General features: G+C 70.6%; 15 protein-coding genes. 6 read left to right on the forward strand and 9 right to left on the reverse strand.

The window, feature by feature from the left end; translation table 11 throughout:
- Positions 1-72: 72 nt before the first annotated feature.
- Genes NO930_RS01940 through NO930_RS01950 form a run of 3 tightly spaced genes read right to left on the reverse strand, consistent with a single transcriptional unit; the run spans position 73 to position 3,479 of the window.
- On the reverse strand, positions 73-858 hold the full coding sequence (locus NO930_RS01940; protein WP_256402301.1) for an ABC transporter permease: 786 nt from the start codon (positions 856-858) through the stop codon (positions 73-75).
- The gene (locus NO930_RS01945; protein ID WP_137783303.1) at positions 851-1,870 is read right to left on the reverse strand and encodes an ABC transporter ATP-binding protein; all 1,020 of its coding nucleotides are present in this window, start codon (positions 1,868-1,870) and stop codon (positions 851-853) included. Before NO930_RS01945 ends, NO930_RS01940 begins: the two co-directional genes overlap by 8 nt.
- Positions 1,860-3,479, reverse strand: a complete 1,620-nt coding sequence (locus tag NO930_RS01950; protein WP_256402302.1) for a COG1361 S-layer family protein — start codon at positions 3,477-3,479, stop codon at positions 1,860-1,862. The genes NO930_RS01945 and NO930_RS01950 overlap by 11 nt, the downstream gene beginning before the upstream one ends.
- A 218-nt stretch (positions 3,480-3,697) precedes the next feature.
- On the opposite strand from NO930_RS01950, the gene NO930_RS01955 reads away from it, so the two are divergent.
- Positions 3,698-4,780 (forward strand): pyridoxal-phosphate-dependent aminotransferase family protein, encoded by a 1,083-nt coding sequence (locus NO930_RS01955; RefSeq protein WP_256402303.1) that lies wholly within the window; start codon positions 3,698-3,700, stop codon positions 4,778-4,780.
- Between the two features lie 36 nt (positions 4,781-4,816).
- Here NO930_RS01955 and arcS read toward each other — a convergent pair whose 3' ends face one another.
- Complete coding sequence (gene arcS, locus NO930_RS01960; RefSeq protein ID WP_256402304.1) at positions 4,817-6,652, reverse strand: archaeosine synthase subunit alpha; 1,836 nt, start codon at positions 6,650-6,652, stop codon at positions 4,817-4,819.
- A gap of 115 nt (positions 6,653-6,767) precedes the next feature.
- Here arcS and NO930_RS01965 point away from each other — a divergent pair, with 115 nt between their 5' ends.
- Together NO930_RS01965 and NO930_RS01970 are read left to right on the forward strand one after the other, a co-directional pair.
- Complete coding sequence (locus tag NO930_RS01965) at positions 6,768-7,937, forward strand: sensor histidine kinase (protein WP_256402305.1); 1,170 nt, start codon at positions 6,768-6,770, stop codon at positions 7,935-7,937.
- A gap of 100 nt (positions 7,938-8,037) precedes the next feature.
- Positions 8,038-8,487, forward strand: coding sequence for a pyridoxamine 5'-phosphate oxidase family protein (locus NO930_RS01970; protein ID WP_137783445.1), 450 nt, complete (start codon positions 8,038-8,040; stop codon positions 8,485-8,487).
- A 29-nt stretch (positions 8,488-8,516) separates the two neighbouring features.
- Here NO930_RS01970 and tgtA read toward each other — a convergent pair whose 3' ends face one another.
- Both tgtA and NO930_RS01980 read right to left on the reverse strand, forming a co-directional pair.
- The gene (gene tgtA / locus NO930_RS01975) at positions 8,517-9,998 is read right to left on the reverse strand and encodes a tRNA guanosine(15) transglycosylase TgtA (RefSeq protein WP_137783444.1); all 1,482 of its coding nucleotides are present in this window, start codon (positions 9,996-9,998) and stop codon (positions 8,517-8,519) included.
- A gap of 85 nt (positions 9,999-10,083) precedes the next feature.
- Positions 10,084-10,860, reverse strand: coding sequence for a Nif3-like dinuclear metal center hexameric protein (locus NO930_RS01980; protein WP_137783443.1), 777 nt, complete (start codon positions 10,858-10,860; stop codon positions 10,084-10,086).
- 73 nt (positions 10,861-10,933) lie between these two features.
- Here NO930_RS01980 and NO930_RS01985 point away from each other — a divergent pair, with 73 nt between their 5' ends.
- The 3 genes from NO930_RS01985 (at position 10,934) to NO930_RS01995 (ending at position 12,945) form a co-directional block, all read left to right on the forward strand.
- A complete protein-coding gene (locus NO930_RS01985; protein WP_256402306.1) occupies positions 10,934-11,530 on the forward strand; it encodes a DNA-3-methyladenine glycosylase family protein in 597 nt (198 codons plus the stop codon).
- A gap of 215 nt (positions 11,531-11,745) precedes the next feature.
- Complete coding sequence (locus NO930_RS01990; protein WP_196219620.1) at positions 11,746-11,904, forward strand: DUF7512 family protein; 159 nt, start codon at positions 11,746-11,748, stop codon at positions 11,902-11,904.
- Entirely contained in the window at positions 11,905-12,945 is a 1,041-nt protein-coding gene (locus NO930_RS01995; protein ID WP_256402307.1) for a sulfite exporter TauE/SafE family protein, read from the forward strand.
- 37 nt (positions 12,946-12,982) lie between these two features.
- Here NO930_RS01995 and NO930_RS02000 read toward each other — a convergent pair whose 3' ends face one another.
- The 3 genes from NO930_RS02000 to NO930_RS02010 all read right to left on the reverse strand — a co-directional run bounded on the left by NO930_RS02000 (position 12,983) and on the right by NO930_RS02010 (position 15,389).
- Positions 12,983-14,242 (reverse strand): AGE family epimerase/isomerase, encoded by a 1,260-nt coding sequence (locus NO930_RS02000; protein WP_256402308.1) that lies wholly within the window; start codon positions 14,240-14,242, stop codon positions 12,983-12,985.
- Complete coding sequence (locus tag NO930_RS02005) at positions 14,239-14,751, reverse strand: DUF5813 family protein (protein ID WP_256402309.1); 513 nt, start codon at positions 14,749-14,751, stop codon at positions 14,239-14,241. Before NO930_RS02005 ends, NO930_RS02000 begins: the two co-directional genes overlap by 4 nt.
- 77 nt (positions 14,752-14,828) lie before the next feature.
- Positions 14,829-15,389: a class I SAM-dependent methyltransferase gene (locus tag NO930_RS02010; RefSeq protein ID WP_256402310.1), complete on the reverse strand. Its 561-nt coding sequence runs from the start codon at positions 15,387-15,389 to the stop codon at positions 14,829-14,831.
- Between the last annotated feature and the right edge of the window lie 7 nt (positions 15,390-15,396).

Below are 15,396 nucleotides of genomic sequence, written 5' to 3' on the forward strand. Positions count from 1 at the left end.
GTGTCCGGGTCGTCTCGCTCGGCGAATACGTCTTCACGACGGCTCGACCGGCGAATCTGCGGGCGCGGCGGATCAGAGGTCGCGACGCTCGAACGCCGCCACCGAGAGCAGGATGAGCCCGGCGAACGCGACGAGCAGAATCGCCGAGTCGATCGGGTCGAACGAGCCGTCGATCAGGGTCGGTGTCGGGTCGTAGTACTGGGTGGGACTGAGGTATTGGATCCAGTCGTACTCGTCTGCGCCGCCCACGACAGACTCAACGAGATAGAGGACGAACACGGTCGCGACCGCGCCCCGCTCGGCGACGGTCGCGCGGTTTGCGGCGACGGAGAAGACGAGGCCGATCCCCCCGCAGACGAGGAAAAACGGGATCGAAAGAAGGTGCGTCAGAGCCAGGTGAGAGGCGGGTATCGACTCTCCGATGGCGACGACGAACACGTAGATTATCGGGCCGCCGAGGACGTTGACAGCGAGCATGGGAACGAAAAGCGCGGCGAACTTCTCGACGAGCAGCCGCGAGCGTGCCACCGGGAGTGACACCAGGAGGTCGATCCGTCCCGTCTCGATGTCGCCCGCCACGGTCCCGCCCGCGACGTACGCGAAGTATAGACCGAGCCCGAGCAACCAGACGAAACTGAACAGCTGCGCGCCGAGGAACCCCTCGATAGTCGAGAGGTTCTCGATGCCGAACGCCTCCAACATCGCCGGCGGCAGGTCCGCGAAGACGTCCTCGTAGTCGACGCCCTCTAAGACGGTGAAGTACCAGACGATGAACCCCGCGTACGCACCGACGCCCGCCGTGAGTATCAGCGTCCCTCTTATCTTCCGGCGGGCCTCGTACCGGGCCGTCTCAAACACCGCCCGGCCCTCCGTCCGAGTCTTGGCTCGGCGAGCCCGGACCTGCTCCGGTTTCGCCTCCACCTTCGCCGTGTGCGTCGTCCAGTTCGGGGTTCCGTCCGTAGTAGTGGGCGAACACGTCCTCGATCGCCGGTTCGCCGATCTCGACGTCACGAACGTCGTATGCCGCGAGTTTGCGGAGGAGATCGTTAGTGTCGCCCACGTAGACGAACTGGATCCCCTCGGCGAACCGCTCGGGATCGACAATCCCGTCGAGCGCAGTGAGGCCCGTCAACGCCGCGTCGTCGGCGTGAACGCGGACGTGCTTTCCGCCGCGGTGGAGCAGCGTGTCCACGTTTTCGAGTTCGACGAGAGAGCCTGACCGGAGGATGCCGACCCGGTCGCAGACGCGCCGAACCTCGCTCAGAACGTGCGAGGAGAAGAAGATCGTCGTACCGCGGTCGCGTTCGCGTCGGACGAACGCGTTGAATCGCTCCTGTTTGAGCGGATCGAGTCCTGACGTTGGCTCGTCCATGATCACCAGGTCGGGGTCGTGCATGAACGCCTGCACTAACCCGAGCATCCGCTCGTTCCCCGTCGAGTACTCGCGGACCGGTCGCTCGATCGGTGGGGTGAACAGTTCGAGGAGTTCCGCTCGACGGGCCTCGCCTTTGATCGCGCCATGGTAGTTGAGCACCGCCTCGCCCGTCACCTCCTCGCCGAAGCGCAGCGTCGACGGAAGATATCCGATCCGGCTCTTGGCCGCCGTGAGCGCGTCCTCGTCTCTGACGTCCGCCCCGAGGACCCTCGCCGTGCCAGCGGTGGGACGCAACAGTCCGAGTAGCAGTCGGATCGTGGTCGATTTCCCCGCGCCGTTCGGGCCGAGAAAGCCGAATATCTCGCCCTCCTGCACCGCGAAGGAGACGTCGTCGTTCGCGACGATGCTCCCGAACTCCTTCGTGAGCCCGTCGACGACGAGGGGCGCGTCGCCGTCGGTGCGGTCATCGGCCGTAGTGATGCGGTCATCGACCATAGTACCACCACGCGCCCGCACTGACGACGATCAACAGCAGTGCGAGCACGAGACGCTCGGCCGGAAACGTGCCGCCGACGTCGGTGACCGCCACGGCGACGATCGCGCTCTGTTCCGTGATTCGTCGGTCCTCGGGGTCAGTGTAGTCGACGGAGACCGTCGCCGGATACTGACTCGCGGGTGCGTCGCCGTCGACGTCGAGGTCGAACGCGACCCGTCCGGTTTCACCCGGAGCGAGCGACGGAACCACCGTGGTGCGGAACTCGCTTTCGAGAGGCGGCTCGACCGCGAGCCGGAGTTCGACGTCTCGGATCGGCACGTCGCGCCCGTTCGTGACGTCGAGCCGCAGCGTCCCCGACTCGCCCGCGGCGAACGTCGGGCTCGCGGCCGTCACATCCACCGCGTCCCGGCGTTCGGCCACCGGAATGCGGACGGTCTCCTCCGCGGTTCGGGCGTCGTCCGCGGCGGTCCGGTAGCTCGTCGAGAGCGCGATCTGCTGTGGCACCGCGTCGGCCGACGCCGGGACCGCTCCGCGGAAAGTGAACGACCCTGACTGCCCGGCAGCGAGGTCACCGACCGCGTACCGCGGGCTGCGTGGCACGAAGGAGGGACTATCGATCGCAACGACGACGCCGTGAGCGTCCGCCGGCCCGTCGTTCCCTATCGTCCCGCGGACTGTTCCGTTCTCGCCGACCCGGAGCGACGAGTTCTCCACGGCGATCGAGAACGACTGTTCGGGCGCGGGTCGGAGACCGACCGAAATCCCGTCGTGGACCTTCCGGACGCCGTCTGGACCGGTGTAGCGCACGGTGCCGGTCATCCCGAGCGTCTCGGTGACTGCGGTTTCGCGAACGCTCGCCGGGAACCGGACCGAGACGGTCGCGCCGGGTGCGATCCGGTCGATCCGCGCCTCGGTCCGATCGCCCCCGCTCAACGAGAGGTCGGGCGCGTCGGTACTAAGTCCGATCGAGAGGTCGCGTGCGGTCTCGCCTCCGACGTTGGTCACGTCCGCCGCGAACGCGCCGGAACCGCCGACCTGCACGTCGCTCTCGGTGGTCCGAATCTCGAAGCGAGGCGCGTCCTCGACGGTCACGGGGACCGACACTCGCGTCGTCCGCGAGCGCTCGCGGGCGACGCCCTCGCTCGGCACAGAGCGGTAAGTGTGCCCGTATCGGAGCCGTACGTCGAGTTCGTACCGTCCCGGCTCCGCGTCGGCGGGGACCGACACCCGAACCGGGACCTCCCGCACCGCGTCCTCCCCGACGGAGCCGACGGCGAACTCCCCCGTCTCGACGGTCAGTGGCGTGCCGGCGCGCTCCACCTCGACCACGACACCCCGAGCGGTCGTCACCACGCCGCGGCGGGCGTCGGAACCCGCATCCACGTCGCCGTCGTTGACCACCTGAAGCGTGATCGTCGTCTCCGTCCCCGGCGTCACCGTCGCGTCCGGCGCGTACACGCTCAGTTCAGGCTCACCGCGGACGGACGGCTCCTCTTGAGCGAGTCCGGATCCGGCGAGCGTGCCCACCAGCACGACGGCGACGAACACGACGGCGACGAGCACGAGAGCGCCGACCGCGGGATGCTCGACGCCGATCTGTCGATCCATCTACGCCTCCCGGACACCGGACGTCTCGCTTCGATTCTTGACACCGGTCGAACGCGGCCGGTGGTGACGGCTGAGCGTCATGTGTACCGCTCCGACTCGGAGGCACATATGTGTACGTGTGGGTGCGACGGCGGGACGACCGGCGACGGAACGCCCGAAGCGTCGCGCTCCCGCCCGGTGGACAGGGCGCTTATGCCGCCGGACGCGAGTATCGACGTATGCTCATGACGCCGGGACCGACCGCGGTCCCCGAACCCGTCCGCGACGCGATGAGCCGCGAGCTGATCAACCCCGACGTCGACCCGGCGTTCGACGCGATCTACGCCGACCTCGTCGACCGGCTGAGTTGGGTGTACGGCGTCGCGGGCGGTTCTACCACCACCCGCGACATCGCCGTCCTCGGCGGCGAGGGCATCCTCGGCCTAGAGGCCGCGATAGCCTCGCTCGTCGAGCCCGGTACCGAGGTGTTGTGTCTCTCGAACGGGCTCTACGGCGACGGATTCGCCGACTTCGTCGAGTCGTACGGCGGCGAGGCGACGCTCGTCTCGGCGGCGTACGACGAGCCGCTTCCCCTCGACGACCTCGACGCCGTCCTCGCCGACCGCGACCGCGCGTTCGACCTCGCGACGATGGTCCACTGCGAGACGCCGACGGGAGCGCTCAACGACCTCGACCCCGTGCTCGACCGCTTGGAGGCGGCCGACGGAGCGACCCTCACCGTCGTCGACGCCGTCTCGTCGCTCGGCGGCACGCCCGTCCCCACGGAGCGGATCGACGTCTGTCTCGGGGCCTCCCAGAAGTGTTTCAGCGCGCCGCCGGGGCTCGCCACCGCCGCGATCAGCGACCGCGCGTGGGCCGCGATGGAGGCGCGCGACCCCGACTCGCTGTACACGAACTTCCTCCCGTGGCGCGACACGTCCGAGGGGTTCCCGTACACCCACCTCACCACGAACGTCGTCGCGCTCGACGAGGCGCTCTCGCTGCTTCTGGAGGAGGGGCTCGACGAGGCGTACGCGCGCCACGAGGCGGCCGCGACCCGCTGCCGCGATCGCGGCGCTGCGCTTGGGCTCGACCCGTATCCCGACCCGGAGCGCAGTTCGCCCACGGTGACGGCGTTTCACGTCCCCGGACGCGCCCCGGCGCTTCAGCGCGCGCTCCGCGAGGACCACGACGTGACCGTCGCGACCGGACTCGGCGATCTCGCCGACGACACTCTGCGCATCGGTCACATGGGACACAACGCCCGGACGGAGCGCGTCGACGAGGCGATGGACGCGCTCGCGGCGGTCCTCGACGGATAGGAGAGTCGGTGCTCGGCGGGCTCGTCGGCGCGACCGTCAGCGCTCGTCGACGTGTCTGACCTCGCTCGCGACGCCGCGCGTCGAGTCGACCATCTCCGGGCCGGACATCTCGGCGCGGCCGACCGCGAACGCCTTCGGCCCCTCGATGACGACCTCGTCGCCGACGCGGATCTCGTCGTCCGCGTCGACGACGCCGGGCGCGAGCACGGAGCCGTGCGGGACGAACGCGTCGATCTCGACGCGCTTCGTGGGCGCGTCGCTCGCGAGCCACCGGCGCGCGCCGGCGAGCGTGAAAGAGAGGGTGCCGTACTGGGGAACCATCGTCGCGAGCTGTTCGCCCGGTTCGCCCTCGCGGCCGGCGTCGGGGTCGTCGCCCCACACCTGGAGCTTCGGGTAGCGGCCGGTCGTGCGGATGTCGGCCGCGCCGTCTGCGCCCCGCCCGTCTCCGCTCCCGCTCGCGTCGCCGCCGAACAGCTCGTCGCCCGCACCGTCGCCGAGCAGGTAATCGGCGATCGCCCGAACGGTGTTGTGTTCGCGCTCCCGCTTGCTGTACGCGGGCTCGCCCTGGAGGGCGGCGTTCAACTCGCCGAGCGACTCGTCTCCCGTCGGGTGGTCGACGCAGGTGTACTCGAAGGAGACGTCGATCGCGGGGTCGCGCTCGACGCGCTCGCAGATCTCGCGGTAGCCGTCCTCGGGGACGTGCGCGATCACCCGCGAGTAGTCGTTGCGCGTGAGATAGCGGCGGAGAACCTCCGCGACGAACGCGATCTCGTCTTCCGACCAGTCGCCGGTGACGACCGCGTCGTAGTGTTGTGCCGGGTAGGTCGTCTCCAACTCTTGGGGTACCACCCCGATCGGCGAGGTCATCGAGACGGTGTGGCCGCGCCACTGTATCGCGTCGTGGAACTGGCGGTGACTCTGCGAGTCGCTGTACGGCTTGGTCGCCGAACAGGGCACTAACACGAGCGGCTGGTCGGAAAAGCGGTTCCGGTACCGGCTCGTCACGCGGTCGGCGAACCGCTGGATCTCGACGCGGTCGAGCGTCTCCGCGCTCGCGGCCGTCACCTCCGCGTCGCGCATCAGCGGCGTCCGTTCTTCGAGGTACGACCACTGGTCGTCGAACTCGCGGAACGCCGCCGTGAGCCACTGCTCGTGGCGCGTCTGTCCCTCGATGTAATCGCGCAGACGACCCGACCGGATCCGCTCGCGGACGCGCCGAAGCTCGGCTCGCAGGGCGTTTTCGTTGTGCTCGGCACAGTCCGCACGGCCGAACGACTCGCGGGACTGCGCGCAGGCCGGACAGGCGCAGGGGAGTTCGTCGAGGTCTTCGAGGAAGTGTTCGGCGTCGCTCGTGAGGTACATCCCCTGCGTGCCCTTCGTCCGCGCGAGCGACGCGTCCACGAGGTCGACGCCGGCGTACGCGAGGAGCGCGACGTTCCGAGGGGTCGCAACGCCGGCGAGGCCGAGGGCGGTGTCGGCCGGCAGCGCCGATTTCGCGCGCACGACGGCGTCTCTGAACGCCTCGCCGTGGCCGACGAACCCGGTCGCGTCGGAGAGCAGGTACGCGTCGACGCCGATATCGCGGGCGCTCTCGCTGTCGACGACGGCCGCCGCCGGGAAGTCGACGTCGGGGTGGTCCACCGCGAACGACTCGCGGACCTCCTCGCGGGTGCCCGCCGGGAACGCGCGGTGCGGCAAGAGGGTGAGCGCGTCGTCGTCGCCGTCGGGCACCTCGCGGTCGGCGGCCCAGAGGCTCCCCGCGTCCGTGAGGAACGGGTCCGTGAGCGCCGGCGTCGTCACCGGCTCTGCGAGGCGAAGCTCGCCGAGCCGGGCCGCGCCGTCGCGCTCGTGGACCTCGAAGTACTCGGTCATACGCCTCCTCGCGCGGGGACGGTCAACTCTCTTGTGTTCCCGACTTCGCCGCCCACTCTCACGTCCGATACCGACGGAGCAAACGTTATGCCGTTCACCGACTTCGCCGTGACCGATGGGGAATCGGTTCGACACGCGGGAGGCGAGCGTCGATCGACTGCGAGAGCTACTGGAGGCGCTCGGGGTGACGGCCCCCGATCAGGTCGCCGAGACGCCGGAGGGCGGACCGGCCAGGGTCGCGGCCGCTCTGTTCGTCTCGCTGGCCGGGTTCGCGCTTCTCATACCGAACGTCACTCCGCTCGTGACGGGCGGAGAGCCGCCGATCGGCGTCGTCTTGTCCGTGCTCGGCACGGTGTTGTCCGTCGCGCTGATACTCGTCGGCGCGCTGTTGTACCGGAGCACGTTCACGACGCGAAACGCCGTCCGAATCGCCGTCTGGAGCCTGTTCGGGATCGTCGTTCTCGGCGGGATCATGGTCGGGATCATCCGGTATCAGGCGGCGCTCGGATCGCCGATGATCGCGCCGACGTTCACGGTCGCGAAGGTGCTCGCGATCGGCGCGGTCGCGCACGTCATCATCGGCGTCTACGACGCTCGCCGGGTCCGCGCCCAGCAGCTCGCGAAAGAGCAGCGCAAACTCGCCGTGTTGAACCGCGTGATCAGACACAACCTCCGCAACGAGACCACCGTGCTCGGCGGACACGCCTCGATCATCGCGGAGCGCGCCGACGACCCCGACCTCCGCGAGTCCGCGGAGAAGGTCGCGGAGAGCGCGGCGACCATCGGCGGGCTCGCGGAGGACGCGAAGCGGCTGCAGGCGGCCTTCGAGCGCCGCCCGGACGCGCGCGAGCCGGTGACGGTGGCTCCGGTCTTGGACGCCGCCGCGACGGCGGCCCGCGAGGCCGGGGCGGCGTCCGTCGAGGTCGACGGCGACGACGCGGTGGCGCTCGCCGACGACCGGCTCGCGACGGCCGTCGAGGAGCTCGCGACGAACGCGGTCGAACACGGGGCCGACACGGTGGCGCTGTCCGCCCGCGATCGGGGAGACGACGTCGAGATCCGGGTCGCCGACGACGGACCGGGGATCCACGAGGCCGAGAGTCGCGTCATCACCGGCCGCGACCCGGAGACCCAGCTCGAACACGCCAGCGGGCTCGGCCTCTGGATCGTGCGGGCCACCGCCGACGCGCTCGGCGGCTGGCTCGCGATCGAGACGACGCGGTCCGAGGACGCGGCGGACGGCGAGAGCGGGACGACCGTGACGCTCGGCGTGCCCGCGGCCTGAGACGCGAGCTGCGACGCGGCGTCCGCCCCGGGACCGGCACGGCGACGACGCCCCACGAGACCGCCGGAACCATTAGGCCGTTCCCGGCCGATCCGTTCACATGGAGATCACCGGCCCGTGGGATCGGGAACGTGTCGACGAGTTCCTGACCGACGCCCGGGTGCCGGTTCGGATCGGCTGTCGAACCCCGAATGACGCCCCGTGGATCGTCTCGCTGTGGTTCAGGTGGGACGGCGCGGTCCACTGCGCGACGAGCGCGAACGCCGACCTCGTCGACTTCCTCGCGTACGACGACCACGTCTCGTTCGAGGTGTCGACGAACGATCCGCCGTACAAGGGCGTCAGGGGACGCGGGCGCGCGACGGTCGAGCCCGACGAGGGGAAGGACCTGCTCTCCGCCCTCCTCGTCCGGTACCTCGACGGGGTCGACAACCCGGTCGGCGACCGGCTCCTCCGCCCGGAGCGCGAAGAGGTCCGGATCCGGATCGATCCCGAGCGACTCCACACGTGGGACTACAGCGAGCGCATGGGCGGCGGGGACGACGACTGACGGGGCGATGGTCCCGCCCACCTGTCGGACTACCGTCCGAGCGTTCGGAGGTCCTCGGTGTCGACGCCGTCGGGAACGCGTTCGAGCGCCGCGGCACACCAGCCGTCGTGGCCGAGCGTGATCGCCGTCTCCGGGTTGGCGTCGGCGAGGCTCGCGACGCCCGCCGCGGCCGCGACCTGCGCCGCGTCGTCGACCCGATCCGGGACCTCCGCGGTGAGCGGGTACGTCTCCGAGAGCGCCCGCGGGAACGGGCCGAACGGCGGTTTCACGCGCCAGACCGCGTCGTAGTCGTGCGAGGAGGGCGCGTTCGACTCGGTGAGGAGCAACCGGTCCGGGACCGCGAGCCGCGAGAGCCGGTCGTGGTGGCGGCTGACCTCGGGGCGTCGCGCCGCCTCGTGGGAACTGTAAAAGAACGCGTCCTTCGAGACCGGATCCGTCCGCTCCAGTTCCTCGGCGTGGTCGAGCAGCGCGCGGTACCCGTCGAGCATGGCGGGGTGGCCGCGAGCGCGGCGGTCGACCAGATCGAGGAGCGTCCCCGACCGGATCGCGGCTTTCACGCGGCGGATCTCCTCGAACGTGACGTGGAGGTTGTGCTCGGCGAGCAGCCGCTCCGTCTCGCCGCCGCCGCGCTCGCGGACGTCCTCGGGCGTGTGGTCCGCACAGACCGGACACGAGCACGGGAAGTACGTCATCTCGTCTAGGTGTTCGGTCCCCGAGACGGTGAGGTACCGCCCGTCGCGGGCCATCAGCGCGTAGGCGGCCGAGTCGAACAGGTCGCAGCCGGCCGCGACCGCGAGCGCGAACATCATCGGGTGGCCCGCGCCGAACAGGTGGACCGGCGCGTCGGGTGCGAGCCCGCGTTTCGCCGCCCGGACCTGCTCGACCACGTCGGCGTACCGGTAGGCGTTCAGCAAGGGTACCATCGCGCCGACCGGAAACACGTCGAGATCGGTCGAGGCCGCGTGTCTGCCCGCGGCCTCCCGCAGGTCCGGGAACGTCGACCCCTGCACGGGCGCGTTCACCAGCATCTCGCCGGTGTCCGCGTCCTCCGCGTCCGCGAGCGCCTGTTTCGTGGTCTCTAGCTCTCGTTCCGCGCGCTCGCGGTCGACGTCCGGCGGCGTGGGCACGTCGACGGGAGTCGCCACGTCGCTGCCGATACGGCGCTGGAAGTCGAGGATCTCCGCGGTGGTCACGTCGATGTCGCCGTACTCGGCGAGCTGGAACGACCCGGAGTCGGTCATGATAGCGCCGTCGAACCCCAGAAAGTCGTGTAACCCTTCCTCTAGGACTCGGTCGCGGATCCGGTCCGTGCTCCGGATGATGTAGGAGTTCGTGATCAGCATCTCCGCGCCGAACTCCTCGCGGAGCCGCCGCGGCTCGATCGTGAGCACGTTGGGGTTGACGACGGGCAGTAGCGCGGGCGTCTCGACAGTGACGTCCGCGCGCGGGACCGACAGCCGGCCGATCCGACCGGCCGCGTCGTGGTCCCGGATCTCGAAGTGATCGCGCATATCCGGTGTCCGCGGAGCCGAGCGGTAAGGGTTGCGTTCGGATTCGGGCCTAAGACCGCGCTGCGTCGCCCGGGTCACGCCCCGCTCACAGCCCCGTCGGGTGCGAGACGTACACCGTCTCCAGCCCCCACTCCTCGGAGAGCGACTGCAACGACCGCACGCCGAACGTCTCGGTGGCGTAGTGGCCGCCGAGGAAGACCGTGAGTCCGGCCTCGCGCGCCTCGTGGTACACCTTCCCCTTCCCCTCGCCGACGACGAGCGCGTCCGCGCCGCGCTCCGCCGCCTCGTCGAGCCAGTCGGCACCCGACCCCGTCACGATCGCCACCCGCTCGATCTCGTCGGGGCCGAAGTCGACGACCCGCGTCGGCGCGTCCTCGTCGTCCGGCTGGCCCTCGAACGCGTCGAGCGTCTCGCGGAGCGCCGCCGTCGACCGCGGCGTCGCGGTCTCCCCGATCGTCCCGATCGTGACCGGGCCGAGCGTGCCGAACGGCTCGCGGTCGCCGAGCCCGATCGCCTCCGCGACGCCGGCCGCGTTGCCGAGGTCCGCGTGGCCGTCGAGCGGGAGGTGTGAGACGTATAACGCGATGTCGTGCTCTGCGAGCGCCGCGATCCGGTCGTACGTCGCGCCCGTGACGCGGTCGATCCCGCCCCACGAGAGCCCGTGGTGGACGACCAAGGCGTCCGCGTCCGCCTCGGCCGCGGCCTCGATCGTCGCCGCGGCGGCGTCGACCGCGAACGCGACGCGCTCGATCTCGGCGTCGTCCGGACCGACCTGCAGGCCGTTCGCGCTGGCGTCCACGTCGGCGTAGGCCGCGGTGTCGAGCCGGTCGTCGAGTCGCCCTGCGTACTCGGAGAGTTGCATGCGCGGCGGTACGCCGCCCGCGACGTAAAGAGCCGGGAAACGTACAGGTGCGTCCGGCCCCGATCGCGGATCGATGGACGACCGAATCGCGGAGACGCTGCGCGCGGACCCGACCATGGCGTCGCTCGTCGACCGGCACGGCCCGCTGACCGTGGAGCCCGCGACGGACGAGTTCGCCCGGCTGTGCACGTCGATCGTGAACCAGCAGCTCTCGACCGCCTCGGCGACGGCCATCCACGACCGCTTTCTCGACCGACTCGACGGCGAGGTGACGCCGGAGCGCGTGCTCGCGGCCGACGAGGAACACCTCCGCGAGACCGGGCTCAGCGGCACCAAAGTCGAGTACCTGCGGTCCGCGGCGCGGGCGTTCCGCGACGACGACCGCGACCTCACGCGCGAGGGGTTCGCGGACGCGACCGACGACGAGGTCGTCGAGGCGCTCACCGCGGTCCGCGGGATCGGCGAGTGGACCGCGCGGATGTACCTGATATTCGCGCTCGGCCGTGAGGACGTGCTGCCGCTCGGCGATCTCGCGGTGCGCAAGGGGATCGGGCGGGTGTACGCCGACGGCGACGACCTCGACCGCACGGCGATGCGCGAGATCGCCGAGACGTGGCGGCCCTACCGGAGCTACGGAACGCGGTACATCTGGGCCGAGTACGAGTCGTGAGGGCGGGCCGGGTGACGATCCGCCCGCGACGCCGACCGAAATAATACCCATACGTTATCGGTGGCTCTCCGTCCGGTATGTGGATATAGTATTGTACAAAAATCCCAAAACCATTATCACCGCGCGTCCGCTACGGTCGGGTGTATGACCGAATCCGACCCGGTACAGCCGTGTGGCGTCGCCGTCTTCGCGGGGCCCGCGGCGGAGGGGAGTCGATGACGGGAACCGAACTGCTCCCCGGCGCGTCGCCGTCGGTGGCGGCGCTCGCCGTCATCGCCGTCGTCCTCGCCGAGGCCGCGCTCTTGTACGCCGGATACGGTTTCCTCGAAGACAGGCTCGGACCGACGCTGTTCGACCGGCTCAGGCGGATATAGATGTTCGGACTGCTCGGGTTGAGCCCCGGCCTGTTCGGCCTCTTCGTCGTCTTCGGCTTCATGGTCGGCGTGTTCTTCGGCTTCTTCGGGATGGGCGGCTCGTTCCTCGTCACGCCCGCGCTCCTCATCCTCGGATACCCGGCACCGGTCGCCATCGGCAGTTCGATGACGTTCGTCTTCGGGACCGCCGTGATCGCGACGCTGAAACACCACGACGCCGGACAGGTGGACTACCGGCTCGGCGGGCTGATGTTCGTCGGGATCACCGTCGGCATCGAACTCGGCAGCCGACTGGTGTTCGGACTGGAGGTGCTCGGGATCGCCGAGGCCGTCGTCGGGGCCGCGTACGTCGTCCTGCTCGCCGCCATCGGTGCCCTGTTCACCCGGAGCGCGATGGCCGACGAGGAAGACGACGGCGCTGGCGACGGACGCGAGCGCGCCACCGAAAGTGACGGGTCCGAGCGCGACGACGTCCCCGCGATCGCAAAGCGGATCCAGTCGTACGAGATCCCGCCGATGATGACGCTTTCCGACGGGAGCCGGGCCTCGCTGTGGACGATCTCGGGCGTGGGCGGCGGCGTCGGTCTGGTGTCCGGGTTCCTCGGCGTCGGCGGCGGCTTCGTCCGGATGCCGGCGATCTACTACGTCGTCGGGACCTCGCTCGCCGCGGCCGTCGGCACCAGCCTGTTCGGCGGGCTGATGTCCGGCGCGGTCGGCGCGTTCACGTACGGCCGGGCGGGCGTGATCGACCTCGGCGTCGTCACCGCGCTCCTACTCGGCAGCGCGCTCGGTGCCCGGATCGGCTCGGGCGCGACCGCCTACGTGGACGAGGACGACGTGACGATCTACTTCGGCGTCATGCTGCTCCTCGCCAGCCTCGCGGTCGCGCTCGGCGAGGCGGCGACGTGGCTCTCGATGCCGGTCTTCGACCGGATCAGCTTCGTGCTCCTCGTCGGATCCGCGCTGTTCGTCTGCGCCGTGATACTCTACCACGGCGTGCTCGCCGTGCGCGACGAGCGGCGGTCCGCCCCGTCGGCGTAACGCCGAGACACGCCTTCCTCGGCCGGTGCGAGCGGCGTCAGGATGCGTCGTCCGCCTCCGCGCGCGCCGACCGCCAGCTCTCGAAGGCCGCGCTCGCGGGGTGGTAGTCGGGCTCGACGCCCGGCGGCTCCGGCGCGACGAGGTCGCCGTCGGCGTCGGACGGCAGACGCTTCTCGTACCAGACGCCCGCCGGACCGCGGAACAGGTCGGTACACACGAGGAACCGGCGGTGCCAGTCGCGGAGCCGCGCGGCCGTCTCCGCGTCGCCGCGGGCGACCGCGCGCTCGGTCAGCGCCGCGGCCGCGCCGATCCCCTCGGCGAGCGCCCAGCCGTACCGGTCCTCGACGATCGGCGAGCCGTCTGCGCGATGCGTGTAGACGAACCCGTTCTCCGCCCAGCCGTTCTCGACGGCGGCGTCGAACAGGTCGAGCGCGCGCCCGTACCAGCCGGTGTCGGTGCCAGCGCCCCCCTGTCCAAGCGAGTTCGGGACGGCGGCGTCGTACCGGTCGAGCAGCGCGAGGAACTTCGCCCACTCGACGTGGTGGCCCGGCTGGTAGCCCGGCGGGCGGAACTGGTGGCGCGGCTCGTCCGCGTTGTACTCGAAGTCGTGCTCCCAGTCGGTCGTGTAGTGTTCCCACAACAGCCCATCGGTGTCGGTCGCCAGATCGACGGTGACGGTCTCGGCGATGTGGCGCGCGCGGTCCAGATACGTCGCCTCGCCCGTGGCCTCGTAGGCCGCGACGTACGCCTCACAGGCGTGCATGTTCGCGTTCTGCCCGCGGTACGGCTCCAGTTCGGACCAGTCGGGGCTGCAGTCGCTCCGGAGCAGCCCCGCCTCGTCGCGGAACCGGTCGTCGACGAGGTCGTGGGTCGCCGCGAGCCCCTCTCGCGCGCCGTCGACCCCGGCGGCGGTCGCGCGAGCGTACGCCAACAGCGCGAACGCGTGGCCGTACGCCGACCGCGTCCGGTCGACGGGCGTGCCGTCCGCCTCGACGACGAGCCGATACCCGCCGTCGTCGCTCCCGTGTGCCTCCTCGAGGAACGACAGTCCGTGTTCCGCGGCGTCGAGACACCAGTCGGGGCCGTCGGCGAGCGCCCCGGCCGCGAAGTTCGCGACCGACCGGCAGGTGGCGACGAGGTGTCTGCGGTCGCCGGTGTAGTGATCGCCCGTCTCTGGGTGTAACAGCCGGTAGCCGCGCTCGGCGAGCGCGTCGGGGTACTGGACGCGGAGCGTCGCGAGCAGCCGCGCGCGGCTCGTCCGCGCCCGACGCTCGGCGTCGGCCCGCGTCCCGGTCATACCGCCCCGTCGTTGCCCTGTCTGCGGGCCGCAGAGAGCAGGTCGGAGACCGGCTCCGTGTACTCGTAGCCGGGGATGACGCCCTGGACGTAGGTCCCCTCCACGAAGTCGACGAGCGCCTTGGCGTCGTCGACGGCGCGCGCCGCGTTCTCGTCACGTAACTCGAAGGTCACGGTGACCCCGCCGTCGTCGACCGCGACGCGCGGGTCGAACTCCCCGTCGCCGCGCGTGACACCGCCCACGTCGACGACGCGGCGCTCGAACGTCTCCGTCCATCCCTCCTCGACCACGTCGGCGACCGTATCGGCCGTCACGGCGGAGAGGGTGGGCACGGTGACGCGCACGGTGAACCGCAGCCGCTCCGTCTCGGTCGGGTCGGCGCTGACCGCGGCGTCGAAGGCGGTGGTCGCGACACGCCACGCGTCGTCTGCGGGCTCGAACGCGTCGTGGTCGGCGAACGCCCGGCGAGCCCGGTCCGGAGGCTCGGCGTCGGCGTCGGTTGCCGTCATACGCTATCGGAGGCGAGCCGCGAGTAAAAACGCGTTGCGTCGGCACCGAAGCGGTCCACTCGTCCGTCTCGCGGAGGTCAGGGCGCGCGAGCGACGACGGCGAACGTCTCCGTGCGCGTCGACGCGTCCTCGATCGTGAACCCCGCCGTCTCCAGCATCTCGACCGCGACGGCGGCGTCGTAGCGCTCGTCGACCGGTGGCCCGTCGTCGCCGTCGCCGTCGGCCGACCAGTCGAAGATCGCGAGCCGCGCGTCGGTCGCGAGCACGCGAGCGAGTTCGGCGACCGACCCGGGCGTCCCGAACTCGTGGAAGGTCATCGTCGAGAACGCGCCGTCGAGGTCGGCGTCGCCGAACGGGAGGTCGCTCACGTCGCTCGCGACGAGCTCGACGTTCTCCGGGACGCCCTTCTCGCGATAGAACTCGTGCATCTCGGCTTGCACGTCGACGCCGTAGACGGTCCCGACGTGCGGGGCGACGTCGTCGGTGTAAAAGCCGGTGCCGCTGCCGAGATCCGCCACCACGGCGTCCGCGGCGGGAGCGATCCCGCCGATCACCTCCTCGGACGACACCCAGCGGTAGCGGACGCCGGGGCGCTCCAGCCGCTCCGCCTGATCCGCGTCGAACGTGTGGAAACCCATGTCCTGT

It is taken from the genome of Halorubrum salinum (genome assembly GCF_024494575.1).
GTDB lineage: Archaea > Halobacteriota > Halobacteria > Halobacteriales > Haloferacaceae > Halorubrum > Halorubrum salinum.

Bases quoted from the DNA above. Each gene is read 5' to 3' on its own strand.
- NO930_RS01945 (WP_137783303.1), bottom strand. From the start codon at position 1,870: ATGGTCGATGACCGCATCACTACGGCCGATGACCGCACCGACGGCGAC.
- NO930_RS01950 (WP_256402302.1), bottom strand. From the start codon at position 3,479: ATGGATCGACAGATCGGCGTCGAGCATCCCGCGGTCGGCGCTCTCGTG.
- NO930_RS01955 (WP_256402303.1), top strand. From the start codon at position 3,698: ATGCTCATGACGCCGGGACCGACCGCGGTCCCCGAACCCGTCCGCGAC.
- arcS (WP_256402304.1), bottom strand. From the start codon at position 6,652: ATGACCGAGTACTTCGAGGTCCACGAGCGCGACGGCGCGGCCCGGCTC.
- NO930_RS01965 (WP_256402305.1), top strand. From the start codon at position 6,768: ATGGGGAATCGGTTCGACACGCGGGAGGCGAGCGTCGATCGACTGCGA.
- NO930_RS01970 (WP_137783445.1), top strand. From the start codon at position 8,038: ATGGAGATCACCGGCCCGTGGGATCGGGAACGTGTCGACGAGTTCCTG.
- tgtA (WP_137783444.1), bottom strand. From the start codon at position 9,998: ATGCGCGATCACTTCGAGATCCGGGACCACGACGCGGCCGGTCGGATC.
- NO930_RS01980 (WP_137783443.1), bottom strand. From the start codon at position 10,860: ATGCAACTCTCCGAGTACGCAGGGCGACTCGACGACCGGCTCGACACC.
- NO930_RS01985 (WP_256402306.1), top strand. From the start codon at position 10,934: ATGGACGACCGAATCGCGGAGACGCTGCGCGCGGACCCGACCATGGCG.
- NO930_RS01990 (WP_196219620.1), top strand. From the start codon at position 11,746: ATGACGGGAACCGAACTGCTCCCCGGCGCGTCGCCGTCGGTGGCGGCG.
- NO930_RS01995 (WP_256402307.1), top strand. From the start codon at position 11,905: ATGTTCGGACTGCTCGGGTTGAGCCCCGGCCTGTTCGGCCTCTTCGTC.
- NO930_RS02000 (WP_256402308.1), bottom strand. From the start codon at position 14,242: ATGACCGGGACGCGGGCCGACGCCGAGCGTCGGGCGCGGACGAGCCGC.
- NO930_RS02005 (WP_256402309.1), bottom strand. From the start codon at position 14,751: ATGACGGCAACCGACGCCGACGCCGAGCCTCCGGACCGGGCTCGCCGG.
- NO930_RS02010 (WP_256402310.1), bottom strand. From the start codon at position 15,389: ATGGGTTTCCACACGTTCGACGCGGATCAGGCGGAGCGGCTGGAGCGC.